The 25,127-nt window shown below is 68.4% G+C and carries 13 protein-coding genes and 2 tRNA genes; 10 read left to right on the top strand and 5 right to left on the bottom strand.

The window, feature by feature from the left end; translation table 11 throughout:
* The first annotated feature begins 261 nt into the window (after positions 1 to 261).
* Positions 262 to 1,728, top strand: a complete 1,467-nt coding sequence (locus NE236_RS18830) for a sigma-70 family RNA polymerase sigma factor (RefSeq protein ID WP_252843324.1) — start codon at positions 262 to 264, stop codon at positions 1,726 to 1,728.
* 270 nt (positions 1,729 to 1,998) lie between these two features.
* Complete coding sequence (locus NE236_RS18825) at positions 1,999 to 2,781, top strand: isocitrate lyase/PEP mutase family protein (protein ID WP_252843323.1); 783 nt, start codon at positions 1,999 to 2,001, stop codon at positions 2,779 to 2,781.
* 7 nt (positions 2,782 to 2,788) lie between these two features.
* On the opposite strand, the gene NE236_RS18820 is transcribed toward NE236_RS18825, so the two are convergent.
* Positions 2,789 to 3,862, bottom strand: coding sequence for a phosphotransferase family protein (locus tag NE236_RS18820; protein WP_252843322.1), 1,074 nt, complete (start codon positions 3,860 to 3,862; stop codon positions 2,789 to 2,791).
* Positions 3,863 to 4,141: 279 nt separating this feature from the next.
* On the opposite strand from NE236_RS18820, the gene NE236_RS18815 reads away from it, so the two are divergent.
* On the top strand, positions 4,142 to 4,831 hold the full coding sequence (locus tag NE236_RS18815; protein WP_252843321.1) for a hypothetical protein: 690 nt from the start codon (positions 4,142 to 4,144) through the stop codon (positions 4,829 to 4,831).
* Here the strand turns inward: NE236_RS18815 and pdxR are convergent.
* Positions 4,755 to 6,164 carry a MocR-like pyridoxine biosynthesis transcription factor PdxR gene (gene pdxR / locus NE236_RS18810; RefSeq protein ID WP_252843320.1) on the bottom strand — a complete coding sequence of 470 codons (1,410 nt, stop codon included), beginning with the start codon at positions 6,162 to 6,164 and terminating at the stop codon, positions 4,755 to 4,757. The two genes, NE236_RS18815 and pdxR, sit on opposite strands and share 77 nt — an antisense overlap.
* A 68-nt stretch (positions 6,165 to 6,232) precedes the next feature.
* On the opposite strand from pdxR, the gene NE236_RS18805 reads away from it, so the two are divergent.
* The 6 genes from NE236_RS18805 to NE236_RS18780 all read left to right on the top strand — a co-directional run bounded on the left by NE236_RS18805 (position 6,233) and on the right by NE236_RS18780 (position 9,684).
* Positions 6,233 to 6,889 carry a pyridoxamine 5'-phosphate oxidase family protein gene (locus tag NE236_RS18805; protein ID WP_252843319.1) on the top strand — a complete coding sequence of 219 codons (657 nt, stop codon included), beginning with the start codon at positions 6,233 to 6,235 and terminating at the stop codon, positions 6,887 to 6,889.
* A gap of 26 nt (positions 6,890 to 6,915) precedes the next feature.
* Positions 6,916 to 8,121 carry a DUF2510 domain-containing protein gene (locus tag NE236_RS18800; RefSeq protein WP_252843318.1) on the top strand — a complete coding sequence of 402 codons (1,206 nt, stop codon included), beginning with the start codon at positions 6,916 to 6,918 and terminating at the stop codon, positions 8,119 to 8,121.
* A 20-nt stretch (positions 8,122 to 8,141) separates the two neighbouring features.
* Complete coding sequence (orn, locus tag NE236_RS18795; RefSeq protein ID WP_252843317.1) at positions 8,142 to 8,738, top strand: oligoribonuclease; 597 nt, start codon at positions 8,142 to 8,144, stop codon at positions 8,736 to 8,738.
* A 47-nt stretch (positions 8,739 to 8,785) separates the two neighbouring features.
* Positions 8,786 to 8,861, top strand: a tRNA-His gene (locus NE236_RS18790).
* 124 nt (positions 8,862 to 8,985) lie between these two features.
* Positions 8,986 to 9,537, top strand: a complete 552-nt coding sequence (locus tag NE236_RS18785) for a response regulator transcription factor (RefSeq protein WP_252843316.1) — start codon at positions 8,986 to 8,988, stop codon at positions 9,535 to 9,537.
* Between the two features lie 74 nt (positions 9,538 to 9,611).
* Positions 9,612 to 9,684, top strand: a tRNA-Lys gene (locus tag NE236_RS18780).
* Positions 9,685 to 9,957: 273 nt separating this feature from the next.
* Here the strand turns inward: NE236_RS18780 and NE236_RS18775 are convergent.
* From NE236_RS18775 to NE236_RS18765, 3 genes are all read right to left on the bottom strand, one after another.
* On the bottom strand, positions 9,958 to 11,247 hold the full coding sequence (locus NE236_RS18775; RefSeq protein WP_252843315.1) for a tyrosine-type recombinase/integrase: 1,290 nt from the start codon (positions 11,245 to 11,247) through the stop codon (positions 9,958 to 9,960).
* Positions 11,248 to 12,167: 920 nt separating this feature from the next.
* Positions 12,168 to 12,494, bottom strand: a complete 327-nt coding sequence (locus NE236_RS18770) for a hypothetical protein (protein WP_252843314.1) — start codon at positions 12,492 to 12,494, stop codon at positions 12,168 to 12,170.
* A gap of 173 nt (positions 12,495 to 12,667) precedes the next feature.
* Positions 12,668 to 19,870: an RHS repeat-associated core domain-containing protein gene (locus NE236_RS18765; protein WP_252843313.1), complete on the bottom strand. Its 7,203-nt coding sequence runs from the start codon at positions 19,868 to 19,870 to the stop codon at positions 12,668 to 12,670.
* 259 nt (positions 19,871 to 20,129) lie between these two features.
* Between NE236_RS18765 and NE236_RS18760 the strand changes: the two genes are divergently transcribed.
* Positions 20,130 to 24,497: a ricin-type beta-trefoil lectin domain protein gene (locus tag NE236_RS18760; protein WP_252843312.1), complete on the top strand. Its 4,368-nt coding sequence runs from the start codon at positions 20,130 to 20,132 to the stop codon at positions 24,495 to 24,497.
* The last annotated feature ends 630 nt before the right edge of the window (positions 24,498 to 25,127 follow it).

The raw sequence follows: 25,127 nt of genomic DNA, 5'->3' as shown, positions 1-25,127 counted from the left end.
CTCCGGACCGAGCGCGGCCGCCCCACCCCGCCGATCCGGCGAGCGGACGGCCCTTCCCGGGCCCGTCGCGTGGGGTTTCGGTCGCTCACGCCGTCGCCTCCTCCGCCTCCTCCGCCTCCGGGCCGCAGCGCGCTGTCACTATGAACACATTCACCCCAGAAGACCGCGGCGAGTGGTCTGTTGGTGGCAGGATGCGTGATTCGACGGTGCGCCTGGGACGTCCGGGCCATGGGGGACGAACCGATCAGCGGGGAGGCTGACGTGGCCGGTTGGCCGAGCATCGACAGGGCCGACGACCAGCGGATGGCACGGGCACTCGACGCCGGCGACACCAACGCCCTCGCCCAGGTCTACGACGCGTACGGCGCGCGCCTGTTCGACTACTGTCACGTCCTGCTGCGCGACCGTGAGGCCGCCGCCCAGGCCGTCCACGACTCCCTGATCACCGTGCGCGAGCGCATCGCCGCGCTCCCCGACCCGCGGTTGTTCCGTGGCCGGCTGTACGCCACGGCCCGCGCCGAGTGCCTGCGCCGGCGGACCAACGCGGGGCTCCCCGCGGAACGCCGGCGGGCGCCGGAGGCCGACGCCGCCGGCGGGATCGACGAGTCGACCCGCGAGCTCGTGCACGCGGCGCTGCTGGCGCTCAGCGGCCAGCAGCGGGAGGCGCTCGACCTGGCCGTACGGCATGAGCTGGACCCTCACGAGCTCGCCGAGGTGCTGTCGACGACACCACACGAGGCGTCCGTGCTGATCGAGCAGGCGCGCAACGACCTGGACGACGCGTTCTCCGCGGTCGTCATCGCCGCGACCGGCCGGGACGACTGCCCGAGCGTTCCGGCCCTGGCGGGCCCCCCGGGGCAGCCCCTCGACGCGGAGCGGTGCGCGACGCTGGCCCGGCACATCGCCGGCTGTCCCATCTGCGGCCTGCGCACGAGCGGCAGGGTCGCCACCGCGCAGCTCCTGCGCGCCATGCCGGTCGCCGCCGCCCCCGAGAACCTGCGGGGGCGCGTCCTGGCCACGGCGTTCTCCCCGGAACACGCCCGGACCAGGGCGACGATCGCGATGCGCTTCGATCCCCCTCCGCCCGAGCCGCGGACCGAAGAGGAGCCGCAGCGGAAGTCCACGGGCGTCTGGGTCGTCGCCGGCACGGTCGTCTGCGCGGTCCTCGTCCTGTGCGGATTCCTCCTCGTCTCGCCCGGGTCGTCGGGCGGCAAGCGGCCCGCCGGCAACAACGGCGTCGCGGCCGCTCCCGGCGACTCCCCGACCGATGACGGCGGCACGTCGTCCCACACGGCGGGCGCCTCGCCGACGGCCAAGACGGGCTCGCCGACGCCCACGCCCACGGCCACCCCGACCCCGACACCCACCCCGACGCCGTCCAAGAGTTCCAAGACGGCCGCGCCCAGGCATCACACCAGGCCCGGGCGGCCCGCGCCGAACCCGTCGACGCCCTCGCAGCAGCAGCCGGGCAGGCTCCTGGTCAAGGGGTGCGGCATGGGACACCAGGTATACGGCTGCCAGGTGACGCTGATTGCGGTGGATGGGCCCGTCAAATGGGCCGTCACGGGCACCACGGGCGGCGTCAGCACGGGCGGCAGCGGCACCGCTTGGCCGAATCAGCCGATCTACCTCAACGTCAGCCGCTCCCACGAATGGTGCTGGGGCACGGGCAGCGGCACCGTGTCCTTCTCCACCGGCCACGTCGCCTCCGTCACCTGGAACTGCTGATCGCCGCCGGGGGTGCTCGGCGCGCCCCCGGCCATCACCGCCCGAGGCGCCCGGTCGTCCCTCGCCATCACCGCCCGGAGCGCCGGTGGCCCCTCGCCATCATCGCTCGAGGCGCCCGGCGGTCGTCGACCGTCGCGGCCCGGGGCGCACGACGGTTCACGGCCATCGCCGCCCGAGGGGCTCGGCGGTTCCGAGGGGCTCGGTGGTTCCCGGCCGTCGCCGCCGAGTGGCCATTCCGGCGGTCCCGCCCGGGGCCGTACGGTCGGTCCTATGGACCTGTCTGAGAAGAAGGCGCTGCTGCGTGCCCTGCATGACGAGCACCGCCCCCTGATCCTGCCGAACGCCTGGGACGCGGCGAGCGCGCGTGTGCTCGCGGACGCCGGCTTCGCCGCGATCGCCACCGCCAGCGCCGCGGTGTCCGCGAGCCTCGGGTACGGCGACGGCGAGGCGGCGCCGCATGAGGAGATGTTCGCCGCGGCCGGCCGCGTGGCGCACGGCGTGGACGTCCCGGTCTCGGTCGACGCCGAGGCGGGGTACGGCCTGCCGCCGGCCGAGCTGGCCGCCCGGTTGCGCGAGACCGGGGCGGCGGGCTGCAACCTCGAGGACACCGTGCACGGCGGCCCGGACACCGGTGCGGGGCGCGTCCTCGCCGACGTGGCCGAGCAGGCGGAGCGGATCGCCGCGCTGCGGGACGCCGATCGTGAGCTGTTCATCAACGCCCGGGTCGACGTGTACGCCCCCGGGGCCATACCGGACGCCTCGGACGCCGAACGCCTGGAGGAGGCCGTCGGCCGCGCCCGCGCCTACCTCGACGCCGGAGCCGACGGCATCTTCACGATCATGGTCTCCGACGAGGCGGCCATCGCCGCCCTGGTCGAACGCATCCCGGCGCCCGTCAACGTGCTGTACCGGCCCGGCATGCCCTCGATCGCCCGGCTGGGCGAGCTGGGGGTCCGGCGGGTGACGTTCGGGCCCGGTCTGCACCGGGCGACGCTGACGGTGCTCGCCCGGCTCGCCGAGGGGCTGTACGTCGGCGAGACCCCCGAACTCTGACGAGAGCTCAGGCAGGGCCTTCGTCGAGCGTACGGTGGGCGCGGTCGAGGAGGACCGGGACGGACTCGCCGATCCGGTCGAAGCCCTCACCCACCGTCGCCTTCTGGAGGTACCTCACGTGGATGCCCTCCAGCACGACGGCCAGCTTGAAGCAGCCGAACGCCACGTAGAAGTCCAGGTCCGCCAGGTCGTACCCGGTGATCGCGGCGTAGCGCTCGGCGAACTCCCCGCTCGACAGGAAACCGGGGGCGGTGGTGACGGTGGAGCCGACCGGGATCGACCCGCGCTCGTCGTCGCCGGGGTCGGTCCAGTACACCATCGTCAGCCCGAGGTCGGACAGCGGGTCGCCGAGCGTCGACATCTCCCAGTCGACGACCGCGGCGATCTCGGGCTCGGGCCGCAGCCGTACGAGCGCGTTGTCGAGCCGGAAGTCGCCGTGCACCAGGCCGGTGAGCCCGTCGCCGGGCAGGCGTGCGGCGAGCCGCTCGACGAGCCGCTCGTACGACGCGCGGGTGGCGTCACCGGCGGTGGGGTCGGCGGAGAATGAGGCGTCCCACTGCTTGCGCCAGCGGGCGAGCTGGCGGGCCATGTACCCCTGCGGGCGGCCGAACCCGGCGAGCCCGGCCTTCTCGACGTCGAGCAGGTGAATGGCGGCGAACGCGTCCGCCAGGCGCTCGCTGAGGGCGCGCGCCTCCTCGGGTGTGACGTCCGCGGCGTCCTCCACGGTGCGCAGCACGCGCCCGTCGACGTGCTCCATGACGTAGAAGGGCGCGCCGATGACGTCCTCGTCCAGACACAGCGCCAGGGGCGTCGGCACGGGGACGTCGCTGCCGGCGAGCGCGGACAGGACGGTGTGCTCCCGGCGCATGTCGTGGGCGGTGGGCAGCACGTGGCCGAGCGGCGGGCGGCGGAGAACGACGTCCCGGTCGCCCAGCCGGAGAAGGTAGGTCAGGTTGGACCGGCCGCCGGCGAGCATCTCGATGTCCGCGATCGGGCCGCCCTCGCCGGGCAGGTTGTCCGCCAGCCAGGACGACAGACGCGGGACGTCGATCCCGGGTACCCCGGCGACCTGCTCGACCATGGGCCCTCCCTCCATTTCGGTCCGTGGCACGCGCCGGCCGGTCGCGCGCCACTCACGCGCCTATTAGAACGCGACTCGGTATTCGGGCGCCAACCGCCCCCCGCCCGGCCGGATCCGGCCCGGGTACCGGAGTGTCACCGGGGGTAGGCATTCGACCCATTGGGGTACCAGAAAGTAGAAAGGTACCCGTCACCCCAAATGTCCTATCCATGGGACAAACTTCCTAGACAGCGAAACACCACTCGGGCAAGGATCCGACCCGATGGGGGGAAACAGATCGTGGCCGACGCATGGCTGCCTGGAGCCGGACGCCTGCATACCGCACATGACGGTGGATCGCCCAAGGGAGGCGCGCCCCGTACGGTCTGGCACACCAGCGAGAACGATCCGCACCACATCTCCGCCCGCTCGGTGGCCCAGCGCCTGGAGTACGAAGGACGCAGTGCCCACCTGGTGTGGAACCCCTGCACCGGCGAGATCGTGCAGATGGTGCCCGCGACGCGAGCGGCGAAACTGCTTCCCGGCGATGTCGGCCGCGAGGGCCGGTCATGCTTCCAGATCGTCGTCGTCGGGTTCTCCCGCGAGCCGTTCACGGCCGGCCCGCTGAACGGCCTGGAGAGGATCGTCGGCTGGCTCGACGGCTGGCACGTGCCGCGCCGCTGGCCCGCCGGCGAGCCGCTCCCCCGGCCCGAGGCGTACGACGCCGCCCGCAGGCGCCGGCCCTGGGCACGCGGCGGGCACTACGGAGCGTCCCAGGTGCCCGGGGCGACCTGCTCGGATCCCGGCCGGATCGACACCCACAAGATCACCGGCCTGGAGGCGCCCGCGGGAATCGCCCGTCCCCGGGTCCCACCCGGTGAGGAGACCGCCTCGGCCGACCCCGACGCGCTGCTCAGCCGGCGGCTGCGTACGCCGGACCGGATCGAGCCTCCCGGACCAGCGCACGCACCAGCGAGCAGCCGCTCCTGACCTGCGCGAGCGTCGCGGAGCCGTAGCCGATCTCGAGGCCGTGCACCACCGGCGGTCCGCCGAACCGCTGTTCCAGTGTCGCGAGCAGGACACCGTGTTCGGCCGCGCGCTCGACCACCCACGCGGCGGCGTCCCGGGGAAGCGTGACGACGATGTGGAGCCCGGCGCTGTCCCCCAGGAGGGGCAGGTGGCCCAGGGCGTCGACGACGGCGGCCCGCCGACGCGCGTACTCCGCTCGCATCCGCCGCACGTGACGGTCCAGGTCACCACGCTCCAGCAGGATGCGCACGGCCTCCTGCGGCACCGCCGCCGTACGGTCGTTGACGCGCTCGCGCAGGTCCGTGATCGCCTCGACCAGGTCCGGGCGCGCCACCAGCCAGCCGACGCCGACGTCGGGCGCCAGCGTCTTCGACGTGGTGCCCAGGTAGACCGTCACCTCCGGGTCCAGCCCGTACAGCGCGGGCAGCGGCGCCACGTCGTACCGGAACTCGCTGTCGTAGTCGTCCTCGGCGATCAGCGCGCCGTTGCGCCGCGCCCACGCCAGCAGCGCCTGGCGGCGCGGCACCGGCAGCCGGCCACCGAGCGGGTACTGGTGCGACGGAGTCGTGTACACGATGCGCAGTCCGTCGGGGAGCGCGTCAACGACCAGTCCCGACTCGTCCACCGGGCACGGCACCACCTCCGCCCCGCGCATGGCCAGGATCGAGCGGGCCTTGGTGTAGCCCGGCTCCTCGACACCGACCCGGTCGCCGGGCCGCAGGACCACCGCGCCCAGCAGATCCAGGCCGTTCGTCGCGCCCCGCGTGACCAGCACCCGGTCCACCGGGCACGCCACCCCACGGCTGCGGCGCAGGTAGTCGACGAGCGCGGCGCGCAGGCCGGGCAGGCCGCGCGGGTCCGGCCGTCCCGCCGGGGTCACGGTCGCCGCCAGCCGCCAGGCACGCCGCCACGCGGGCGTGTCCAGCCCGTCGACCCAGGGCACGCCGGGCCGTAGGTCGATGGCCGACCCGGCGGCCCGGGACCGGTCCTCCGACACCGGCCCGGCGGCGCGCAGGAACTGCGCGCTCGGCGGGGCGATGTCGGCCACGTACGTGCCCGATCCGTGCCGGCCCTCGATCCATCCCTCGGCATAGAGCTGCTCGTACGCCTCGGTGACGACGGTGCGGCTGACCCCCAGCGCGGACGCCAGCGCCCGGCTGGACGGCAGCTGCTCCCCCGCCTTGAGCCGTCCGTCGTTCATCGCCGCGCGCAGCTGCCCGCCGAGCTGGACGCTGAGCGGCGTCCCGGCGTCGCGCTCCACCGCGAGGGGCAGGTCGAAATGGTCCCGCGACAAAGTGGTTCCCTTGTTCCGAGAATAAGTGGCCATACCCGCCAGGCCACTTCGACCCTACCGTGATGCCCATGACGACCTCCCCGCCGTACGACGCCACTGCCGGCGCTCCGGCGCTCTCCGGCACCGAGCGCACACGGGTCCGCCGCCTCGCCGAGCGCGCCGCCACCGACCGGCGGGCGCTGTACGACGTCCTCGATTCCGGGCGAATCTGCCACCTCGGGGTCATCGTCGACGGGTCCGTCCGGGTACTGCCGACGGGATACGGCCGGGAGGGCGACACCCTGTACCTCCACGGCTCCACGGGCGCCGCCAGCCTGCGCGCGGGCGGCGAGGTCTGCGTCACGGTCACCCACCTGGACGGCCTCGTCCTGGCCCGCTCGGTGTTCCACCACTCGATGAACTACCGCAGCGCCGTCATCTACGGACGGCCCCGCCTCGTCACGGACCCGGAGGAGAAGCTCACCGGGCTCCGGGCTCTGGTGGAGAACCTCGCCCCCGGCCGCTGGGACGCCGCCCGGCGCCCGACCCGCAAGGAGCTCGCCGCGACCGTCGTCCTCGCGCTCTCCCTCGACGAGGCGTCGGTGAAGAGCCGCCAGGGCCCGCCCGCCGACGACGACGAGGACCTCGCCCTGGACGTCTGGGCGGGCGTGCTGCCGGTCCGGGAGGCCCTCGGCGAGCCGGTCCCCGACCCCCTGTTGCGGCCCGGGATCGGGTATTCCAAATAGTGATATGAGCCACATACCCTGACCCCATGACTCCTGCCGGTTGGTACCGCGATCCGTACGGCGACCCGGGTCTGGTGCGCTGGTGGGACGGTTACCAGTGGACCCAGGCGACGCAACCTCTGGGCGAAGGGCACCAGCCGGCCGGCGACCAGAGCGACGCTCCGCCGGCATGGGCCCAGCCCGGCCCCGGCCCCGGCCCCGGCCAGCCGACCACGCAGACGTGGGCCCCGCCGGGACCGGTGGACCCGGCCCGGCAGACGCCGGCAGACCCCGGCCAGGCGCAGCCGACCGCACCGGCCGGGGAAGAGGCCGACCAGGCGGGACCGGCCCCCACGTGGGGAGAGGCGGGGCCGGCCGCGCCGACGGGAGAACCGGGCCGGACAGGACCGACCCAGGCATGGGGAGACCCCGGCCAGGCGGGGCCGGCGTGGGGAGACCCCGGCCAGGCAGGAGCGGCGTGGGCAGACCCCGGCCAGGCAGGAGCGGCGTGGGGAACGCCCGGCCAGGCGGGAACGGCGTGGGGAGCACCCGGCCAGGCGGGGCCCGGCGCGCCGACGTGGGCGGGGCCCGGCGCGGTGACACCGCCCGGGCGGACCCGTTCCCGGCTCCCTCTCCTGATCGGCGGCGGCGCGGCCATTGTGATCATCATCACGGTCGTCGCGATCCTCTTGGCCACGAACGTCTTCGGCGGTGGGAACGGAGGCCGGTCCCCGGTCATCGCGACCACCACCGACACCCAGGCCGGCATCTCCTACCCCCGGCTCGGCGGAAGCTGGCGCACCGAGGCCGTCACCGCCACGAGCGGCCTCGGCAAGCTCGGCTTCGACCAGGGCGAGGTCGCCACCGTCATGACCGACTTCCAGAACGGCCAGCCGTACGTCGCGAGCGCCTACAGCGGCGTGGGCACCGACACCACCTCCGTCCCGCTGGAAGTCAAGGCCAAGGCGGTGCTCGCGGCCCTGGAGCCCACGGCCTACCCCGCCCACACCCGCCAGGACCTCACGTCCGAATCCCACCCCGTCGACGGGCACACCGGCTGGCTCGTGAAGGTCAAACTGACCTTCCCCCAGGCCAAGTCGCAGGGCTGGAACTTCCGTACGGAGACGGCCGCGCTCGTGATCATCGACCGCGGGAACGGCCAGGCACCGGCCCAGTTCTACGTCTCGATCCCGGACAGTCACAAGCACCAGGGCGACCTCGATCTGCTCCTGACCTCGCTCAAAGTGTCCTGACAGGACTTATGGTGAAGGTCATGAACGACCGGCTGGTCTGGATCGACTGTGAAATGACCGGGCTCGACCTGCGGCGCGACGCGCTGATCGAGATCGCCGCCCTGGTGACCGACAGTGAGCTCAACGTCCTCGACGCGGGCATCGACCTGGTGATCAAACCACCTCAGGACGCCCTGGAGCAGATGTCGAAGGTCGTGCGCGACATGCACACGACCTCCGGCCTGCTCGAGGTGCTGCCCGGCGGGATCACCCTCGCCGAGGCCGAGGACCGCGTCCTGGAGTACGTCCGCACCCACGTCCCCGGGGTGAAGAAGGCCCCCCTGTGCGGCAACTCCATCGCCACCGACCGGTCCTTCCTCGCCCGGGACATGCCCGCATTGGACGCCCACCTGCACTACCGCATGATCGACGTGTCGTCGATCAAGGAACTGGCCCGGCGCTGGTACCCGCGGGCGTACTTCGCGAGCCCCGTCAAGAAGGGCGGCCACCGCGCCCTCGCCGACATCACCGAGAGCATCACCGAACTCCGCTATTACCGGGAGGCCGTTTTCGTCCCACAGCCGGGACCCGACTCCGAGACGGCGCGCTCCATCGCGACGAATATCGGTGACCGATGAGGTGCCGAGAACCGCTACACTTCATCCTGCCGCCTCGTGCGGACATGGTGGGTGTAGCTCAGTTGGCAGAGCACCAGGTTGTGGTCCTGGGTGTCGGGGGTTCAAGTCCCCTCACTCACCCCAAGATGACGGCCCCCGCGCGCACGCGCCGGGGCCGTCGGCCTTTTCCGGCCCACCCCGGCCTTCGTCTCCCTTTCGTCACCGCCCGGCGCACGCCCCGCCGCGACCGGCGCCCCCCGGAGGCAGGATGAGTTCCGACGGCCCGCTGCCGCTACGCGTCATGGTCGTCGACGGCGACCCCGCCCTCATCTCACTGCTCCAGGACAGCGACGAACTCGATGTGGTCAACGAGCCTGGTGAGGCCACAGCGCCGGGAGAGGCCCTGGAGGCCGCGGAACGCCTCAGACCCGACGTTGTGATCCTCGGCCCGGAGTACGCCGCCCACACGGCTCCTCTGAGCCGCAGAGCGCGCGTCTTCGTCATCTGCAGCGAACCCACGGCCGCGACGGCGGCGCTCCGCGACGGCGCGACCGGTCACCTCACGCCCGGCCGGTTCACCGCCCGCGAACTCCTCCAGGTCTTCCGCGACGCCGGCCGCGCCGACCTCGACCTGTCCGCCCGCGAGGCCGAGGTCATGGACCTCATCGCCGGCGGCCGCTCCAACGGCGAGATCGCCCGGGAACTGTTCCTCAGCGAGAAGACCGTGAAGAACCACGTCAACCGGATCTACGCCAAGCTCAGGGTCGGCTCGCGCGCGGCGGCCATCACCCTCTGGCAGGCCCGCCGCCGACCCCTGTGACCTGGCCCTCCGGGGGGTGGATCATTGAATTCGCAACCTGGGCAAGGGGGCTGCTAGAGTTACGGACGTCGCAAGCGCCGCTAGCTCAATTGGCAGAGCAGCGGACTCTTAATCCGCGGGTTCGGGGTTCAAGTCCCTGGCGGCGCACCGGCAGTGATCAGCGGCGATGCCTTGAGTAGGGCATCGCCGCTGATCTTGTATGGGGCCGGACTGAGGCCGATCTGGGGCCGGAATTCGGGTGCCCCTTCCTGCCCGTTGCAGACGTCCGCTCCGCCATGAAACCCGGCTCCGGTGGGCACGGCGAAGACCGCGTCGAAGGAGTCCATTCGACGCCTCTGCCGATGTTCAGTTGGCGCCTTTCCGTGTGGTCGACCAAGGTGCGGAGGGCTCGAGCGAGCCGATGAGCGCGCGGGCTGGTCGTCAGACCCGGGATCTACGTCGTCGGCGGCGATAGGGGCGGCCGATCTGACGACCCGGATGCGCCCGCGACCTAGCCGGGGTGCGGCCGCGTCGTTTCTGGCCGCGGCGCTTGGGTCGACCGGTCTGCTTGCGCCGGACCCTTCTCGTGCCCGGAACCAGGCGACCCGCCTTGATGATGAGGGTCGCGACCTTTTCGGCCGCCGCGTGCGCGACGTCCGGTAGGACCGAGGTGTAGGTGTCGGCGGTCAGCACGATGCTGGAATGCCCGAGCATCTCCTGGACCACCCGCAGATCAACCCCTGCCGCCAAAGCGAGGGTGGCGGCACCGTGTCGCAGGTCGTGCAGGCGGATCGGCGGCAGCCCGGCCTGGGCGGTCAGCGTCCGGAAGATGCGGGTGAGGCGGTCCGGGGCCATCGGATCACCATTGAGGTTCGTGAATACATAGCCGCTGCGGTTGTATCCCGCATCGGACGCCGCCCGCTCGGTCTCCTGCCGGACCTGGTGGGCGCGCAGCGCGGCGATGGTGGTGTGATCCAGCGCGATCACCCGGGCGCTGTGCGCGGTCTTGGGCGGGCAGACCATCAGGTGACCGTCGTATTGCTGGAGTTGCCGGCAGATCACCGCGACACCACCATCGAGGTCGACGTCGCACCAGCGCAGCCCGGCCGCCTCACCGCGCCGCAGCCCCCGCAAGGCGATCAGATGATAAGCCGCATACAGCCGGTGGTCTTCGATGCCGTGCAGGAACTCTGCCGTCTGGGCGACGGTCCACACCGCCACCGCAGGCCGCTCTCCGGTCCGGCGCCAGTGCTCGATGCGGTTCTTGGTCCACACGACCGCGCGTGGCCGCCGCGCTCCCAGCAGCTCCACGCGCGTGGCGGGGTTGTCGCTGATGAGCCCGTGGCGGATGGCGGCGTTCAACGCCGCCCGCAGCGTCGCGCGGATCCGATGCAACGTCGCCGCCGACACCGGCGCACCCAGCGCCTCGTGCTGGCGGATGATCGCGGTGAACATCGCCTGCACCTGCCCCACCGATAGCTCCGCCAGCAGCACCCGGCCCAGATACGGGGCCAGGTAGAGACGGACGTGGCCGGTGTAGCCACGGACCGTCGAGGACGCCGGGGACGTCCGGGAGGACAGCCAATGCGCCAGCCACTCCCCCACCGTCAGCACCCGACCGCACTCATCGCCGGACTGCGGCACCCGCAGCCGCCGCAGCACCTCCAGCGCGGCCTTACGCGTCGGATACCCGCCACGGCGAATCCGACGGCGACGACCATCGATCCCCACCGGCAGCTCCAACCGGACGTACTAACTACCATGCCGGCGCCCAGCCGCAAGCCGCGGACAACGGTCCCCCAGCGCCTTCCCCGAGCCCGGATCGACACACCCGCACCGCCGATAAACCCGACCTGACGATCGCATGACCTCACCTCCCCTCCCACCACCGCATCCAAACACCACCAGCGTGCGCCCATCAGCTGTGATCAGGAAAGACGGGAAGTCCAGGGAAATCTAAAGAAGACATCGCACTCGTTCGCCCGACGCCTTCGCGATCGGAGACCTCCCGCCCGCGGAAAACAAAGCTGTCAACTACGCTCAGTATCAGCCATGTAACGCGGCTGGATGCAACCACTGAAAGTCTCCGTCAAGCCCGAGGCGGTTCACTCACCGACCATCCGCACCGCACGCCGGCGCAGCTCCGAGGAGTAGGGGGACTTCCGTGCCATGGACTCGATCTTCCCTTCTGATCGAGCCTCCAACAAACCCGGGCTGGCTCATGCCCTCGCGGCCTGCTTAAGCCGGGTGCGGGGAAACCGCACGCCCGGTTCTGAGGGGGCGCCGGCGCAGCAATGCGCCGGCGCTACCCGACCCGTCTCAGTTCACGACGTCACGCCCGTCATCAGCGCAAACTCGCGTACCGCCTCCGTGGACGCAACCTTGGCTCCACCTCGACACAAGCCAGCTTGGCGAGTTCCCGCCTAATTACTTCCTCGCCGTCATTCAACGCCCAAACACCATCATCACCTCTGAATAGGCGACACAGTGGCACATACGACGCCTCAGCTAAACCACAGGAACCCACTTTTCCCCTGCGGCAGACCGAGGTCCTGACAACGCACGAGACCCGCTAGGAGCACCTCGGGGTTTGGGTATGCCGGAAATTCCATCGTCACCGCCGCGTAGGGAGAAGTAGTCCTTCGGATCCTTCAGCCAGTGGACTCTGAGGTGAGTAGACGCCAAGCCCGCTGACGATTCCTCTGACCCGCACCGCGCGAACGTGCAGCAACAAGCAACGGATCACGGTAACCAGAAAAATCCTGCTCCATTTCCAGCCAATCCAGAGCAGAACAAACCCACTCCCTGCGCCCGGACATCAGCCCCGAGGCTATTACTTCACGCACGGGAAAATCGAGGAAAGATATTGGAATCGACAATTCTTTTACAATTTCGGCAACATTGCGATTCAATTCCTCTCTAGATTGCTCCAAGAGAGGGAGCCAAGCTGGCGATTCGAGACTATCGTCTAGCGTCACAGCACCTCCCTTCCGCCCGATCACCCAGCGACCGGCGGCGTCCAGGCCCAACCATAGGCGAGTTCTCGTTACTTCAACCAATGGAAGCCAGCGCGTCGGATCCCCGTACGCCACCGCCTGCACCCAGGAGTTTGGTTCGACTGAGTTCAGCGCCGAAACAAGGCGGCCATCTGTCAATGAAACCTCCCCCATCCTGGAAAGTGATCGACCGCAAATCCATAGTCAGACATAAAATGCTCAAAAGATTGGCGTGTGTCATCATTCCACTGTTGACCGTAGTGACCAGAACGCTCGTCAGTAAGGAAGGTTCCATCGGGCCCCCTAACCAACTCACCTCCGACAACCGAGCCATCATCTGCTCCAGTAGCGGAAACCAGCCCAGGATGCCCCAGCGTGTACCTCTTTCCAGATACTGCGAATATCCCATTGGCCGGATCAAAGATGAAGTCCCTGCCGCCCGTTTGATAGTCACTGCCGCGTACACCAGCATTCTTCGCGTCGTCGATCGCCTTCGCGTTAAAATTAGATAGCGCACCAGTTGACTTGACCCCATCTCGCAGCTGGATGACGCCATTCGGCCCGCAGTTGTGGACGAGGACGGGTGTGGTGCCTGCCTCTACATAGTAGGTGTGGAGGTGGTCGATGGTGAGGTTATAGGTGACCATCGCGGCGGTGTAGGCGCGGAGCTCCAGGATCGTCGCCCGTTTGCCATCCGCGGTCTGGAGGTGGTCTCCGGAGTGGAGGTGGTCGGCCGGGGTCCAGGCGCGGGTGGTGATGTCCCAGTACAGGTGGTGGCTGGTCCCGGTGATGGTGCGCGGGCCGTTGCCGGTCGCGATGGTGACGTCGGTGTAGTCGTGATCGTCGTAGGTGACGTGGACGTCGGTGACGGTGTGGGCCTGGTCACGGGTGCCGGCATCGGTGCCGGGGGCCGCATCGGCGATCTTGTCGCCAACCTTGACCTGAGCGATCGGCTTGGAGGTCCCGTCGGCCATCAGCACCAACGTGGCCGCCGCGAAGCTGTTGCAGGCGCCGGCCAGATCACGTCCGCCCTGGGAGGCGGCTCGTCGCCCTGCTGATGGCGCAGCATCCTCGGCCGCCCGGGCAGCTGCTCTGGCAGCCGGTTTCGCGGCCGCGCGGGCGACCGCTCCTCCGATCGGTGCGGCTAGAGCACTGCCGGCTTCGAGGACTCCGGCCGTGGCGACCGAGACGGCGGCGTTGATGGCCATCGACTTGACGGTGGCGGCGAGGCTGTGGTCGGCGTTCGGGTCGAGCTGGTTGTTGAACCACCCGTAGACCGCCCCGCCGGTCCCTGCGCAGAACAAGGCGCCGGTTCCGGCGGTTTCGGCATCGGCTGCCGCGTTGCAGCCGACCTCATAAGCGACCGTGACGACCGTAGCGACGATCGTGTGATGTTTTTGAACGAAGCGTTTGACGCCACACCAGACACCACAGCCATGGGAACCGCCACCACCACCGCCGCCGCTACCACCGCCGCCGCCCCTGCCGCCTCCGGAGCCCTGATAGCTGGGCGGGCCCTGGCAGTCATGGGTGTCGCAGTAGCTGGACGGCGTAGGCGAGCCGCCCATGTAGCCCGTCTTCCCGCAGCCCCCGGCACCGGTCGAGCACGGAACCATCAACCCGGTCGGGTCGCTACTGGTGACGGGATTGGAGGCGGCGTAGGTATAGCCGTTCTGTTCCTGCGGAGACGCCGGGTTGAACACCGGGTCGATGGATGCGAACCGGCTGGTTGAGGGGTCGTACCAGCGTGCGCCGATGTCGGTGAGGCCGGTGGTGGTGTCTTGGGGCTTGTTGAGGAAGCCGTGGTTGTCGGGCCAGCTGGACGGCGGCGTGCCGCGGGTGTCGCCGTACGGATCTTGTTGCCGCCAGGTCGGGGTGGTCAGCGTGGCGTCGAGGCTGAGGTTGGCGGTGCCGTGCTGGTCGCCGAGTTCGAAGCCGTAGGCGGTTCCAGATCCGGTGCGGACCGCTTCGCCGCCGCCGGGCAGGCTGTAGAAGCGGGTGCCGGTGATCGCCCCGGTCGTGGTGTCGAGGGCGATTTCTTCGTTCGGCAGGTACAGGGTGGTCTTGCCGGGGTCTTTTTGGAGCAGTAGTTGGCCGTCGGCGTCGTAGATGTATCCGGAACCGCCGGAGGTGCCGGTAACCGCGGTCAACTGCCCGGTGTCGTCCCAGGTCAATGTCTCCTGGCCATTGGCCGGGGTGGTGCGGGTGGTGGTGTTGCCGGCCGGGTCGTAGCCATAGGAGGTCGCGGCGGAGCCGCCCGGTCCGGTGGTGCTTGTTGAGGCGAGCGTGTTGGGCTGGCCGGTGTTGTAGTCGTAGGCGGTGACCGTGTCGCCGGCACCGTTCAGTCCGTGCCGGGTCTGTTTGGTGCGCTGGCCGAGCGGGTCGAGTGTCCAGGTGGTCCAGTAGGCCCCGCCCGTAATGCCGGAACCGACAGTGCCTCCGCCGTTGTCAGACGGATCGGCGGCACAGTTGTCGGTGCCGGTCCAAGCCTGCGTGAGCCGGTCCAGGGCGTCGTAGCGGAAACACTGGGTCTCCGCAGCGCCGCCTTGCCGGGTCTCGGTCTGGGCCAGGGGGTTGCCGGTCGGGTCGTAGGTGTAGGAGGTCTCATCGATCCGGGTGGACGGATCGGCGGTCTTGGCGAGCTGGCTGTCTGTGAGGGCCCCGGTGTGGGGGTCGAAGGTGTTGTTGATGTAAGCGTGGTTGGCCTGGTGGCTGCCGAGTTCGGCCTGGGCGACCTGCCCGTAGGGCGTGACGGTCAGGTTGGCGGTGTAAGCGGCCAGGCCACCCATGGTGACGAGGACGTCCATCGCGCCCGAGTAGCCGTGGGTGACCGTTTCGGCGGGCAGGGATCCGCTGCCGGGGGAGGCCGGGTAGCGGTCCGAATCAGGTAGGGCGGTGCCGCTGGTGTAAAGGTGGGTGAAGGTGTACGGGCCGGCGAGGGCACCTTCGCTGTCCGGGATGGTGATGGTCTCGCCGGCCGATTCGCCGTAGGCGTTGAATCCGGCCGCCTGGGTCTTGTAGGGGTTTCCGTCGACGTAGGCGGTGGCGGTGGTGAGCTGCCCGACCGGGTTCTTCATGCCGGGGAGGGCGTTGTCGGAGTTGTCATACACCCACGAGGCGAGCCGGTTGGAGGTGCTCTGGCCGGAAACGGGGGCGTCGTACTCGCCGGTCTTGCGGTTCAGCGGGTCGTAGGCGAAGGAGATGGTCTTGTTGCGGGTGTCGGTGGTCTGGGCGAGGTTGCCGGCGTCGTCGTACACCATGGTGGAGGTGCCGGTGTCCGGGTCCTTCTTCGAGGTGACCTGGCCGAGCAGGTTGTAGCCGCTGTTCCAGTCCTCGCCGGTGGTCACGTCCTTGACGTCGGTCTGGTGACCGACGTGGTCGAACTTGTACTGGGTGGCCTGGCTGGTTCCGCCGCTGATGGTCACCTTGGTGATCGGCGGGGTGCCGCTGGTGGAGACCGCGACGGTCGGGGGCTGGGTGTAGGAGTCCAGCTCGGTCGTGCGGCCGAGGGCGTCTGTGACGGTGGCCTTGGCGGTCGCGCCCGGGAAGGGCGACCCGGAAGCGTTCAGCGGGACCGTGATGGTCTTGTCGCCCAGGTAAGAGGTCGCCGTCTGGGACTTGATGTTCGAGTCCTCGTAGGAGGTGCCCAGGACCGGCCTGTCGAGCCCGTCGAAGGCGGTGACGCTCTGGTTGGGCACCTGGGAGTCCGGGACGGTCAGCAGCGCGTTGCCGGGGGTGCCGCTTGAGTCGTACCAGTCGGTGTTGGTCTTCCACGCCCAGCCGCGGGTGTCGTAGAAGGTGTCGGTGACGAGCCGACCGCCTCTGGGCGTGAGTTTTTGGACCTGGCGGGTCCGCAGGAGCGCGTCGTACAGCGTGGTGGAGGAGGTCACGGACCCCTGCGCGTCGTTCATCGTCTGGGTGGTGACCACCGACGGTGCGCTCGCCGAGATCTGGTAGGTGAATTTCGCGTTGGCCGGCGAGGTGGTGGCCCGGCTGTAGCCCCAGACCGCGATGGTGCGGCCGAGCCCGTCGTAGTGGGTGGTCGTGGTGATGCCATTGGCGTCGGTGGCGGAAGTCGCCAGCCCGCGCAGCGGGTCGAGGCTCTGGGTGCTCGCCTGGTTGAGCGGGTTGGTCGTCTTGGTCGCGGTGGTCAGCCCGTTGGCCATCGTGTAGTCGACGTGCGTCTTGTTACCGAGCGGGTCGTAAGCATCCACGGTCCTGCCGTAGGCGTCGTAGACGCTCGCGGAGTTGACCAAGTACTGGAAGGCCCCGTTGGAGTACCCGGCGGCGACCTGAGTTTCCGAAACGTTGCCCTCGGTCGGAGCGGCCTGTGGCCATGCCGGGTTCGACGGCTGCGGCCACGTTGATTTCTGCGGGGGATCGTCATAAAAGGCGCGCTGGTCGGAGACCACATCGTCGGGCCGGGTGACCGAGGTGGGAGCGGTCAGCGCGTTGATCTGAGCGGCCGACGGCGCGGAGGCGCCTCCCGGGTTGGCGCCGCCGCAGGAGGCCGCGTCGGTCTCCACCTCCGCGGGCAACCCGACCAGGTTCTTGTCGGTGTTGGCAGGCGCGTAGGTGGTGACGGTGCAGCTCTGCTGGCTGGTGTCGGACAGGTCACCATGGGTCAAGCTCACCAGCGGAAGGCCGAACGTGGCCGAGGATGTGTCAGTGTCGTAACTGGTGTCGGTCTCGGTCTTGCGCCAGACGGCAGATCCGCTGCTCGTGACCAATTCGCGGGTCCACGTCTCCACCGGACCGCTCGCGTTGGCGGTCAGCGGCTGCAGCCCGGTACGCGATCGGGACACGGTGGGCGGGGACACCCAGTAGGACGTGATCGTCGACTTGGTGGCCGGTCCACCGGCGTAGTCGTAGGAGGTGCTCTCCAGCACCGAGCCGGCGAGTTGGTCGGTGTCGTCGTGGGTGCTGCCTTGGGAGTCGGTCAGGGGCACTTTGGTGGTGTCGTTGTCCTGCGACATCCCGCGGTAGTAGGTGGTCTCGCTCTCGGTCTGGGCGTCGTTGCCCTGACCGGTGAACGTTTGCACGTCGCCGAATCCGCGCCACTGGCCGTAGGTCCGGTATTTGGCCTTGACGACCTCGTTGTCGTCGTAATGCCATGCACCTCCGTGCAGGTACTTGTAGGAGGTGAACATCGTCGGGTTGCCGCCGGTCGGGTCAGCATCGGTGACGGAGGCGACCTGCCACTTGTTGAACCAGTCCAGGATGGGCTTGCTGTAACCGTTCGGGGTCCAATACACCGGGTAACACGACGAGGTGTTCGCGGACGGAGTGGTGCTGACAGGCCAGGAGCACGCATCCACCTGCTCATAGCTGACGCCGATCACCTCACCGGTTTCGGTGGTGACCGACTCGATGCGCTTCCGCGTCAAGATGGGCAGGCCATCATGGGTGGCGACCCGGTTCTGCAGGTCCTTCGGGGTGAAGGTCACCGACGGCAACGTGACCGCCGACCCACCGGCGCTGGTGTCCGAGCCGGTGTGAGTGATCTTCGACAGCCACAGAGTGGGTGAGGTTCCGTCCCCGGTCGCCGGCAGTGTCTCATCCAGCGCCCAGGAATCCACGGGGCTGTAGGCCGAGCCGTTCCACTGCTGGGTCTTGATCCCGGTCAACCGCACTGTCGACCAGTGCGAGGGTGCCACCACCTGACACGACGAACCGGCGGTGCAGTTCAAGTCGTACGGCACGTCCGGCCAGTTCACCGCGTTGGTCTTGTTCAGTGGGTCACAGGTGCCCGACAGACAGCGGTCGCCGGTCGTGAAGAACACCTGGTCGGGGGCGTGGCCGCCGTTGACGGTGTAGGCATTGCCGTCGGTGAATCCGTAGTCGATGTGATCGAGGTGGGAGTCACGGACGTAACCGGTCGCCTTGGTTGTTTCGGTGTTCTTGGCATACGCATTGGTGTCCTGCTTGTAGTAGTACGCCATCGCGTTACTGTGGACATCCTTGACGTAGTCCAGGTTCCACCGATACGCCATCGTGCACACCGAGGAAGAGAAACCCGCCGCGTCGTAACACGGATCCCCTGAATGCGCGGAGAACACCGGCTCGGAGTCGACTGAATTAGTCGTCGCGGCACCCGAGGTCCAGCCCGGCAGCTGGTTACGGCCGAAGTAGAACTCGGTGCCCTTGCGGTCGGTGACCTTCCAGTAGTCGGTGTTGTAGGTGCCGGACCCGTTGCCGGAGTTGGTGACATGGGTGACCGCGTCACCGTTACCGTCCGCCGGCTCGAAGGTCTTCTTGCTCGCGTCGTACACCAACTGGGTCGAGCTGCCGTTCAGCGACAGCGTCAGGATCTCTCCGTCCCAGCACTGGTCCGACGTCGACTTCGGCGATGCCGAGCCCTCCGGGGAATCGGAGCACTGCGCGAACGACCGCTCGATGAACGAACGCGGCGTCGACCAGCCGTCGCCCGCCCAGCCGGCCTGAGTCTGAGTCGCGGCGGTCTGCCCGTCCAGCCCCCCGGAGTCATAGGCCAGATCGAGCTTGGGTGCGAGCGCGGACGCCGCCGGCGGCAACGCGATCGGATAGTCGTAGGTGAACGACCCGTTGGAACCACCGGCCGACCACGACCCCGAAGCCTTCAACTCGGTCGCCTGGTAACTTCCGGCAGGGCCGCCACCGTCACCTTCGCCACTGCCGGAGGTGGTGGCCGCGAGCACCATCGGCCGCGCCATGCTCGCCGACATCGCGGCGTACACCGTGCCCGCCTGCGGATCGTTACCACTCCGAAGTGGCGTCCGGGTACGGCACACCGGGTCCTGAGGACTGGTCAGCGCACAGTCCGGAAGCGACACCAAGCCCAGCCGCGACCCGAAGTTCCCGCCGTACGCGTGGGCGAACGCCCGATAGTCGACCCCCACCTCAACCTGACCGGCCGCCTGGCCGGATCCACCACGCGCGGCGGCAGTGAACAGCAGCCCGTTAACGCCCGCATTGACCGCGGCCTCATGAGAGGCCACGTTCACCGACACTGACGAGGGACCGTGGTAGGCGCCCTTGGCCGGAGGCAACGCCCGCACCGAGATCGGTGTCCCCTCGACGCGTGTTGCCCGGCGGGTGTCGAGTGCCGCCTGCCCGGAACCAGCCGACGGCCACGCCACCTTCCCGGGCCGGTAGGGACGAGCAGCGGCATTCTTGGATCGGACCGGTTTCTTGGGCTTGAAAGTCCGTACGCCGTGAACCGCCTGTGTCTTGGGCACCGCCGGAGCGTCCTGACCTGACACCGCGAGGTACACGGCCGGTACGAGCGTGGCCAGCAGAGCGACCGCGATCAGTCCGATCGCCAGCCGGGAGCGGCGCACCTGCGCGACCCAGCCTTGACGTATCCACCCACCGCGCATGCGCCCACCTTCACCACAGTGATCTCACCCGGCCGGGCGGATCCCATCAACGGCGTCTTCAGAACCGGCGCGACTCGCGGCATGGGCGAACCCCAAGGGATACGTCCGGTGGCGGCGGGAGGCGTGGAGCGAAGATCGATCGGCCGAACTGTGCCATAGATCATCCGCAGTTGCCTAGATGCCACATCCGGCCACAGACCTCGCAAACACCTCAACATGCCCAAACACGACACTTTACTCTCTCTTTACCATTGGTGGCATGCCTGGACTGGGGAGGAGCGTGCAATGCTCCTGGGCGGCCTGGCTGATCATCACCAGGCCGTTCCCATGGCCAGTGAAGGGATCCGCCGCCGTGCGCATGTCAGCTCCACCCGGGTCGCCGGGCCGCATCCGGCGCTTCCGCTCGGGTGCGCGGCGCTCCCCCGCGCCGCGTACCGTGCGCGCGTTCGCGGCCGTGACCATCGCAGCGATGTACCTCGCCATTCCCCGCCTATCGACTGGGCCTGCGCTGGCCGCCGACCGACCTCACTCCCACGCAAGGACGAGCGCGACGGCGGATTTGGGCCGGCAGACCGCGCAGGCGTCCGCACGCGCGAAGGCGACCGGTAAACCGGTCAGGGTGGAGGCGCTGACCACCGCAACGTCGGCAACGACGGCGACACCGCAGGGCACGTTCGTGGTCACCGACACGCTGCAGCCCACCCGGGTCAGGCGGGGCGGTTCGTGGGTCGACCTGGACGCCACCTTGCAGCGCAACAGCGACGGAACGGTGTCCCCGAACGCCACCAGCACCGGCCTGGTGCTCTCCGGAGGCGGAACCCGCCCGCTGGCCACGATGATCGACGGGGGTGTGCGGCTGTCACTGTCCTGGTCGGCCAGCCTGCCCACACCGGCCTTGAACGGCGCCTCGGCCACCTACGCCGATGTGTTGCCCGATGTGGACCTGGTGGTCACTGCCACTCCCCAGGGTGGGTTCAGTCACGTCCTGGTGGTCAAGACCAAAGCCGCGGCGGCCAACCCGGCCCTGGCCGATCTGGTGGTGCAGGCGCACGGAGAGGGGGTGAGCGTGTCCGCGGACGCCCAGGGCTACCTGTCCGCCTCGACCAGCCCGAACGGGGTACCGATCTTTGCCGCCAAAACCGCCGTGATGTGGGACTCGGCCACCAATGCGGCGGCCACCGGACCGGTGGCGCCTCCAGACCTGCCCGCCGCCCCCGGCGTCAGCGAGCCAGGGTCCGGCGCGCACATCGCAGCGATCAAAACCACCGTCACGCCGGCCACATCGACGCCAACGCGAACCCAGACTGCGCGACGGACGGCCCAAGACACCGGCGGTAGCGACTCCACCATCACGCTCAGCCCCGACGCCGGCATGCTGTCGGCCTCCTCGACGGTGTTCCCACTGTTCATCGACCCGACCTGGAACCCCGCGGGCGGCTCCCGCCAAGCCTGGGCATCAGTGTCCAGCGCATTGGATGCCACCGAGTACGACAACTCCTTCGATCCCAACGCCAACGTGCTGCAGGTCGGTCACGTCAACGGCTTCACCTCCCGCTCCTTCATCCGCTTCGGTGTCTCCTCGGTGCTCAAAGACGCCACGATCCACTCCTCCGATGTCAAGTTCACCATCGACAACGACGGGGACGAGTACTGTCACGCCTCTAGTGAAACGGATCTGTGGTTGACCGGAGGAATCTCCAAATCGATTTCCTGGAGCAACCAGCCATCCTGGAAGAGCAAGGTCGCATCCACAACCGCCGACAACTGCCCCAACCACAGCGTCGATTTCGACGTAACCTCCTTCATGCAGCAAAACGGCACCTCCGGAACCACGGACATGTCGTTCGGACTACGCGCACCGGACGAGAGCACCGAAACCCAATGGGAGGAGTTCTACAGCGGCGGCGGCGAAGCCACGATGTCCACCGAATACGATCGCCCGCCGGGCCTAGGCCAGCTGCCGTCCACCTCGCCCGGTGGTCTGTGCCAAACCGGCTCTCCTTCCTCAATGGTCATAGGCAACGACGGAATCACCTTTTCTGTCGTCCCTAATGATCCGGATGGAAAGTCGAATCTCACCACAAAATTCGTGGTCAAGGACTACAACGGCGCTGTGGTATTCCCCACCGGCACTCAGACGGGCTCGGTGGCCACCGCCTCCGGAACGCCGGCACGCCTGCTGATCGCAGCTGATCAGATCAAGAAATGGCACACCGACGGGGCTACCACGGCACACGCCTATTCCTGGTACGTCAGCACCACCGACGGGATACTCAACAGCCCCACCAGCGGTCTCGGCACCAGCTCGAAACCCTGCAACTTCACCTACGACCCCAACGCACCAGAACAACCCGGCCTACAAGAACCGAGCGGGTCTCTCATCCTGGGCGGGCAGGCCACCGTGACCCTCGCACCGTGCAGGGACGCGCTCGCCAGCCCGCCGGTCACCTGCACTGGAACCGCGCCGAGCCGGTATGTGTACCAGGTCAACGAGACCGCCACGCTGTCGGTGACCGCCACCGGGGGCATACAGACGCTCACCATCCCGCTACACCACGTCGGGCCGAACCTGCTCACCGTCTCCGGGTTGTCCGCCGGAGGGAACCCCGGCCCAATCGCATCGGTGACCTTCAACGTCGACGGCCCTTCCACCCCATACCCGGACGGCGACATCGACGGGGACGCCAACCCTGACTTCGTCACCAACCATGCCGGAAACGCCGGCCTATGGCTGGCGACCAGCGATGGCCACGGAACCCTGACCAGCCCAACGGACATCGGCACTCTCGGCACCGGCCTCAACAGCCCAGGAACCCCCGCCGACTGGAACAGCGCGCAGATATTGCACGGCGACTTCACCGGCAATCACGCCCAGGACATCGTCGCCTACTACCCCAGTACCGGCAACGCCATGCTGCTGTTCGGTAACGGCGACACCACCCCGCTCAGCCCCTACGTCGGCGACCAGCAACGCATCGCGGCGCCCCACCTCGCCGACACCAATATCAATCCCGACGGCGACGACCCCACCCAACTGGTCGCCGCCGGAAACGCCAGTCTGCAAGGCAACCCCCTCCCCGACATGATCGCCATCGCCGGAGACGCCACCAACGGCTATGAGCTCGATCTCGAGACCAGCACCTTGGGCCTGTTCGGCGACTACCGATACGACGAGCCCCTGGCCGGCAAGAACCAGACCCCCGACGGCACGAGCTGGGAGAACTACGCCTTGGCCACCGCTCAGCCCGGCGGGCAGACGGTCCTGTTCGCGCTGAACACCACGAGCGGGAAGCTGTATGAGTCCACGAATCCAGATCAAAGGAGCGATGCCCTGATCGGCAGCCCCGGATCCTGGACCGCGGCCCCCCTGTCAGTCCCCTGGACCAGCACCCCGCAACTGGTGTCGGCGGACATCAATACCGCCGGCGCCATCGAGTTGTGGACCGGCTCCGGCTTCAGCGCCACCGCCTACACCCTCTCCGGCACGACCGCGACCCAAGAGGCCACCAACAACCTGCTCGGCCCCACCCACGAATGGCCACTCACTGATGGCGACACCGCCACCACCGCCACCGACTCCCGCGGCGGCGCACCAGTGCAACTGTCCCCGACCGGCACCGAATGGCATCCAGACGGATTCCTCCAACGCCCCGTCATCTCCCTGGACGGCACAAGCGGCTACCTCAAGCCTCCGGACGGACTAATCCAGACCTCCACATCACTGACCGTGTCGCTGTCCTTCCAGGAACAGCCCGGCAAGACCGGAATCTTGGTCTCGACCGGACACGATGTCCCCTCGGCACTGAAAACAGCAACGATGCCGGTGATGTACATCGGAACCGATGAACGGCTATACGCCCAGTTCTGGAACGGCTACATCCGGCCGATGGTCTCCCCCGAACGCGTGGACGACGGCCAGTGGCACACCGTCACCCTCACCGCCGACGGCTATGACCAAAGCCTCTTCCTGGACGACGACGTGCGTATCGGCATGGCCGGCAGCCCCCTCATCAAGAACGAAGACCCCCAGAACTTCATCGGTGCCGGAGTGTTCCCCGCCAACACCTCCTCCAAGACCTGGGTCAACGCCCCAGGCACCACTACCCAGAACCGCGCCAGCTACTTCACCGGAAACATCGCCAATGTCATCTATTACAACCAGTACCTAACTCCTCCCCAGGTCGCATCGTACAACGTTCCCAAAGCGATCACCGGCACGATCACTTCACAATTGTCCAGCGGTCTATGTATCGACAACAAAGGCAGCAGCACCACTAACGGCAACGCAATCCAAATCTACACTTGCAACGGAAGCGGCGCCCAACAATGGACCGTAACTCCGGACGCCAACAACTTGGACTACACCATCTCCATCGGAGACCCCACTAACAACGGCAAATGCCTAGCGGTCTCGGGCACCAATAAGACGAACAACACCCCCATCATCCTATGGAACTGCATCCCGACCGACCCCGCCCAGAAGTGGCACATCGAGTCCGACGGGCAACTCTGGAACCCCAATTCCGGAAGATGCCTTACCGACCCTGGATCTTCACTAACACCGGGAACTCAACTCATCATCTACGACTGCGACTACGCGAACGAACAGGACTGGCATACCCCCTGATCTAACGCGTACGGACCAACTTCCGGCCCTGCCCGCCTCAAGCAATGACCGCGCGCAGGGCCGGCGCGCTTCAGCCTTGATCTTGGACACACCAAGGCATGGATCATGAGTGGTCAGGGAGAGGAGGCCGCGTTAGGAACCTTCAAGTACCCAGCAGATTTCGGGGCTCACGCGGTGGCGTTGGAGCCGCCGGTCGGATCGGCCGGTCGCCAAGAACGCCAAGAAATTGGACCTCAATCACGAGATGCCGAAACCTGGATTCGTGCGGTCGGCGACCAGCCGCTATCGAGGACGAAGCGACGATGTCGACATAGGTGGGGACCTCGACCCCCGTCCCCCACGCCCCATTGACCGTCAACAGCCCCCACTACCCGTACGCCGGGCGGCAGAGCACATACCACCGCACGCGCCGCTTCATGTCTTTGCGGATAGATAGCCGACGGCCCGCCATCAGATGACTTGATCAAAGCCCACGTCCCTCACCAGAACCGCAATCCAAAAGGATCTCCTATGGACAGGCGTATATATTCAGTGACAGCCGCCCTGGCGCTTTCGATCGCGACCGCATCGGTGGCTCGAGCGGACACCGTCGTCGGGCCGCCGACGATATCCGGGCCGAACTGGCCCGCC

This window comes from Actinoallomurus purpureus (assembly GCF_024055795.1).
GTDB lineage: Bacteria > Actinomycetota > Actinomycetes > Streptosporangiales > Streptosporangiaceae > Actinoallomurus > Actinoallomurus purpureus.
This window is presented reverse-complemented; position numbering and strand designations above follow the sequence as displayed.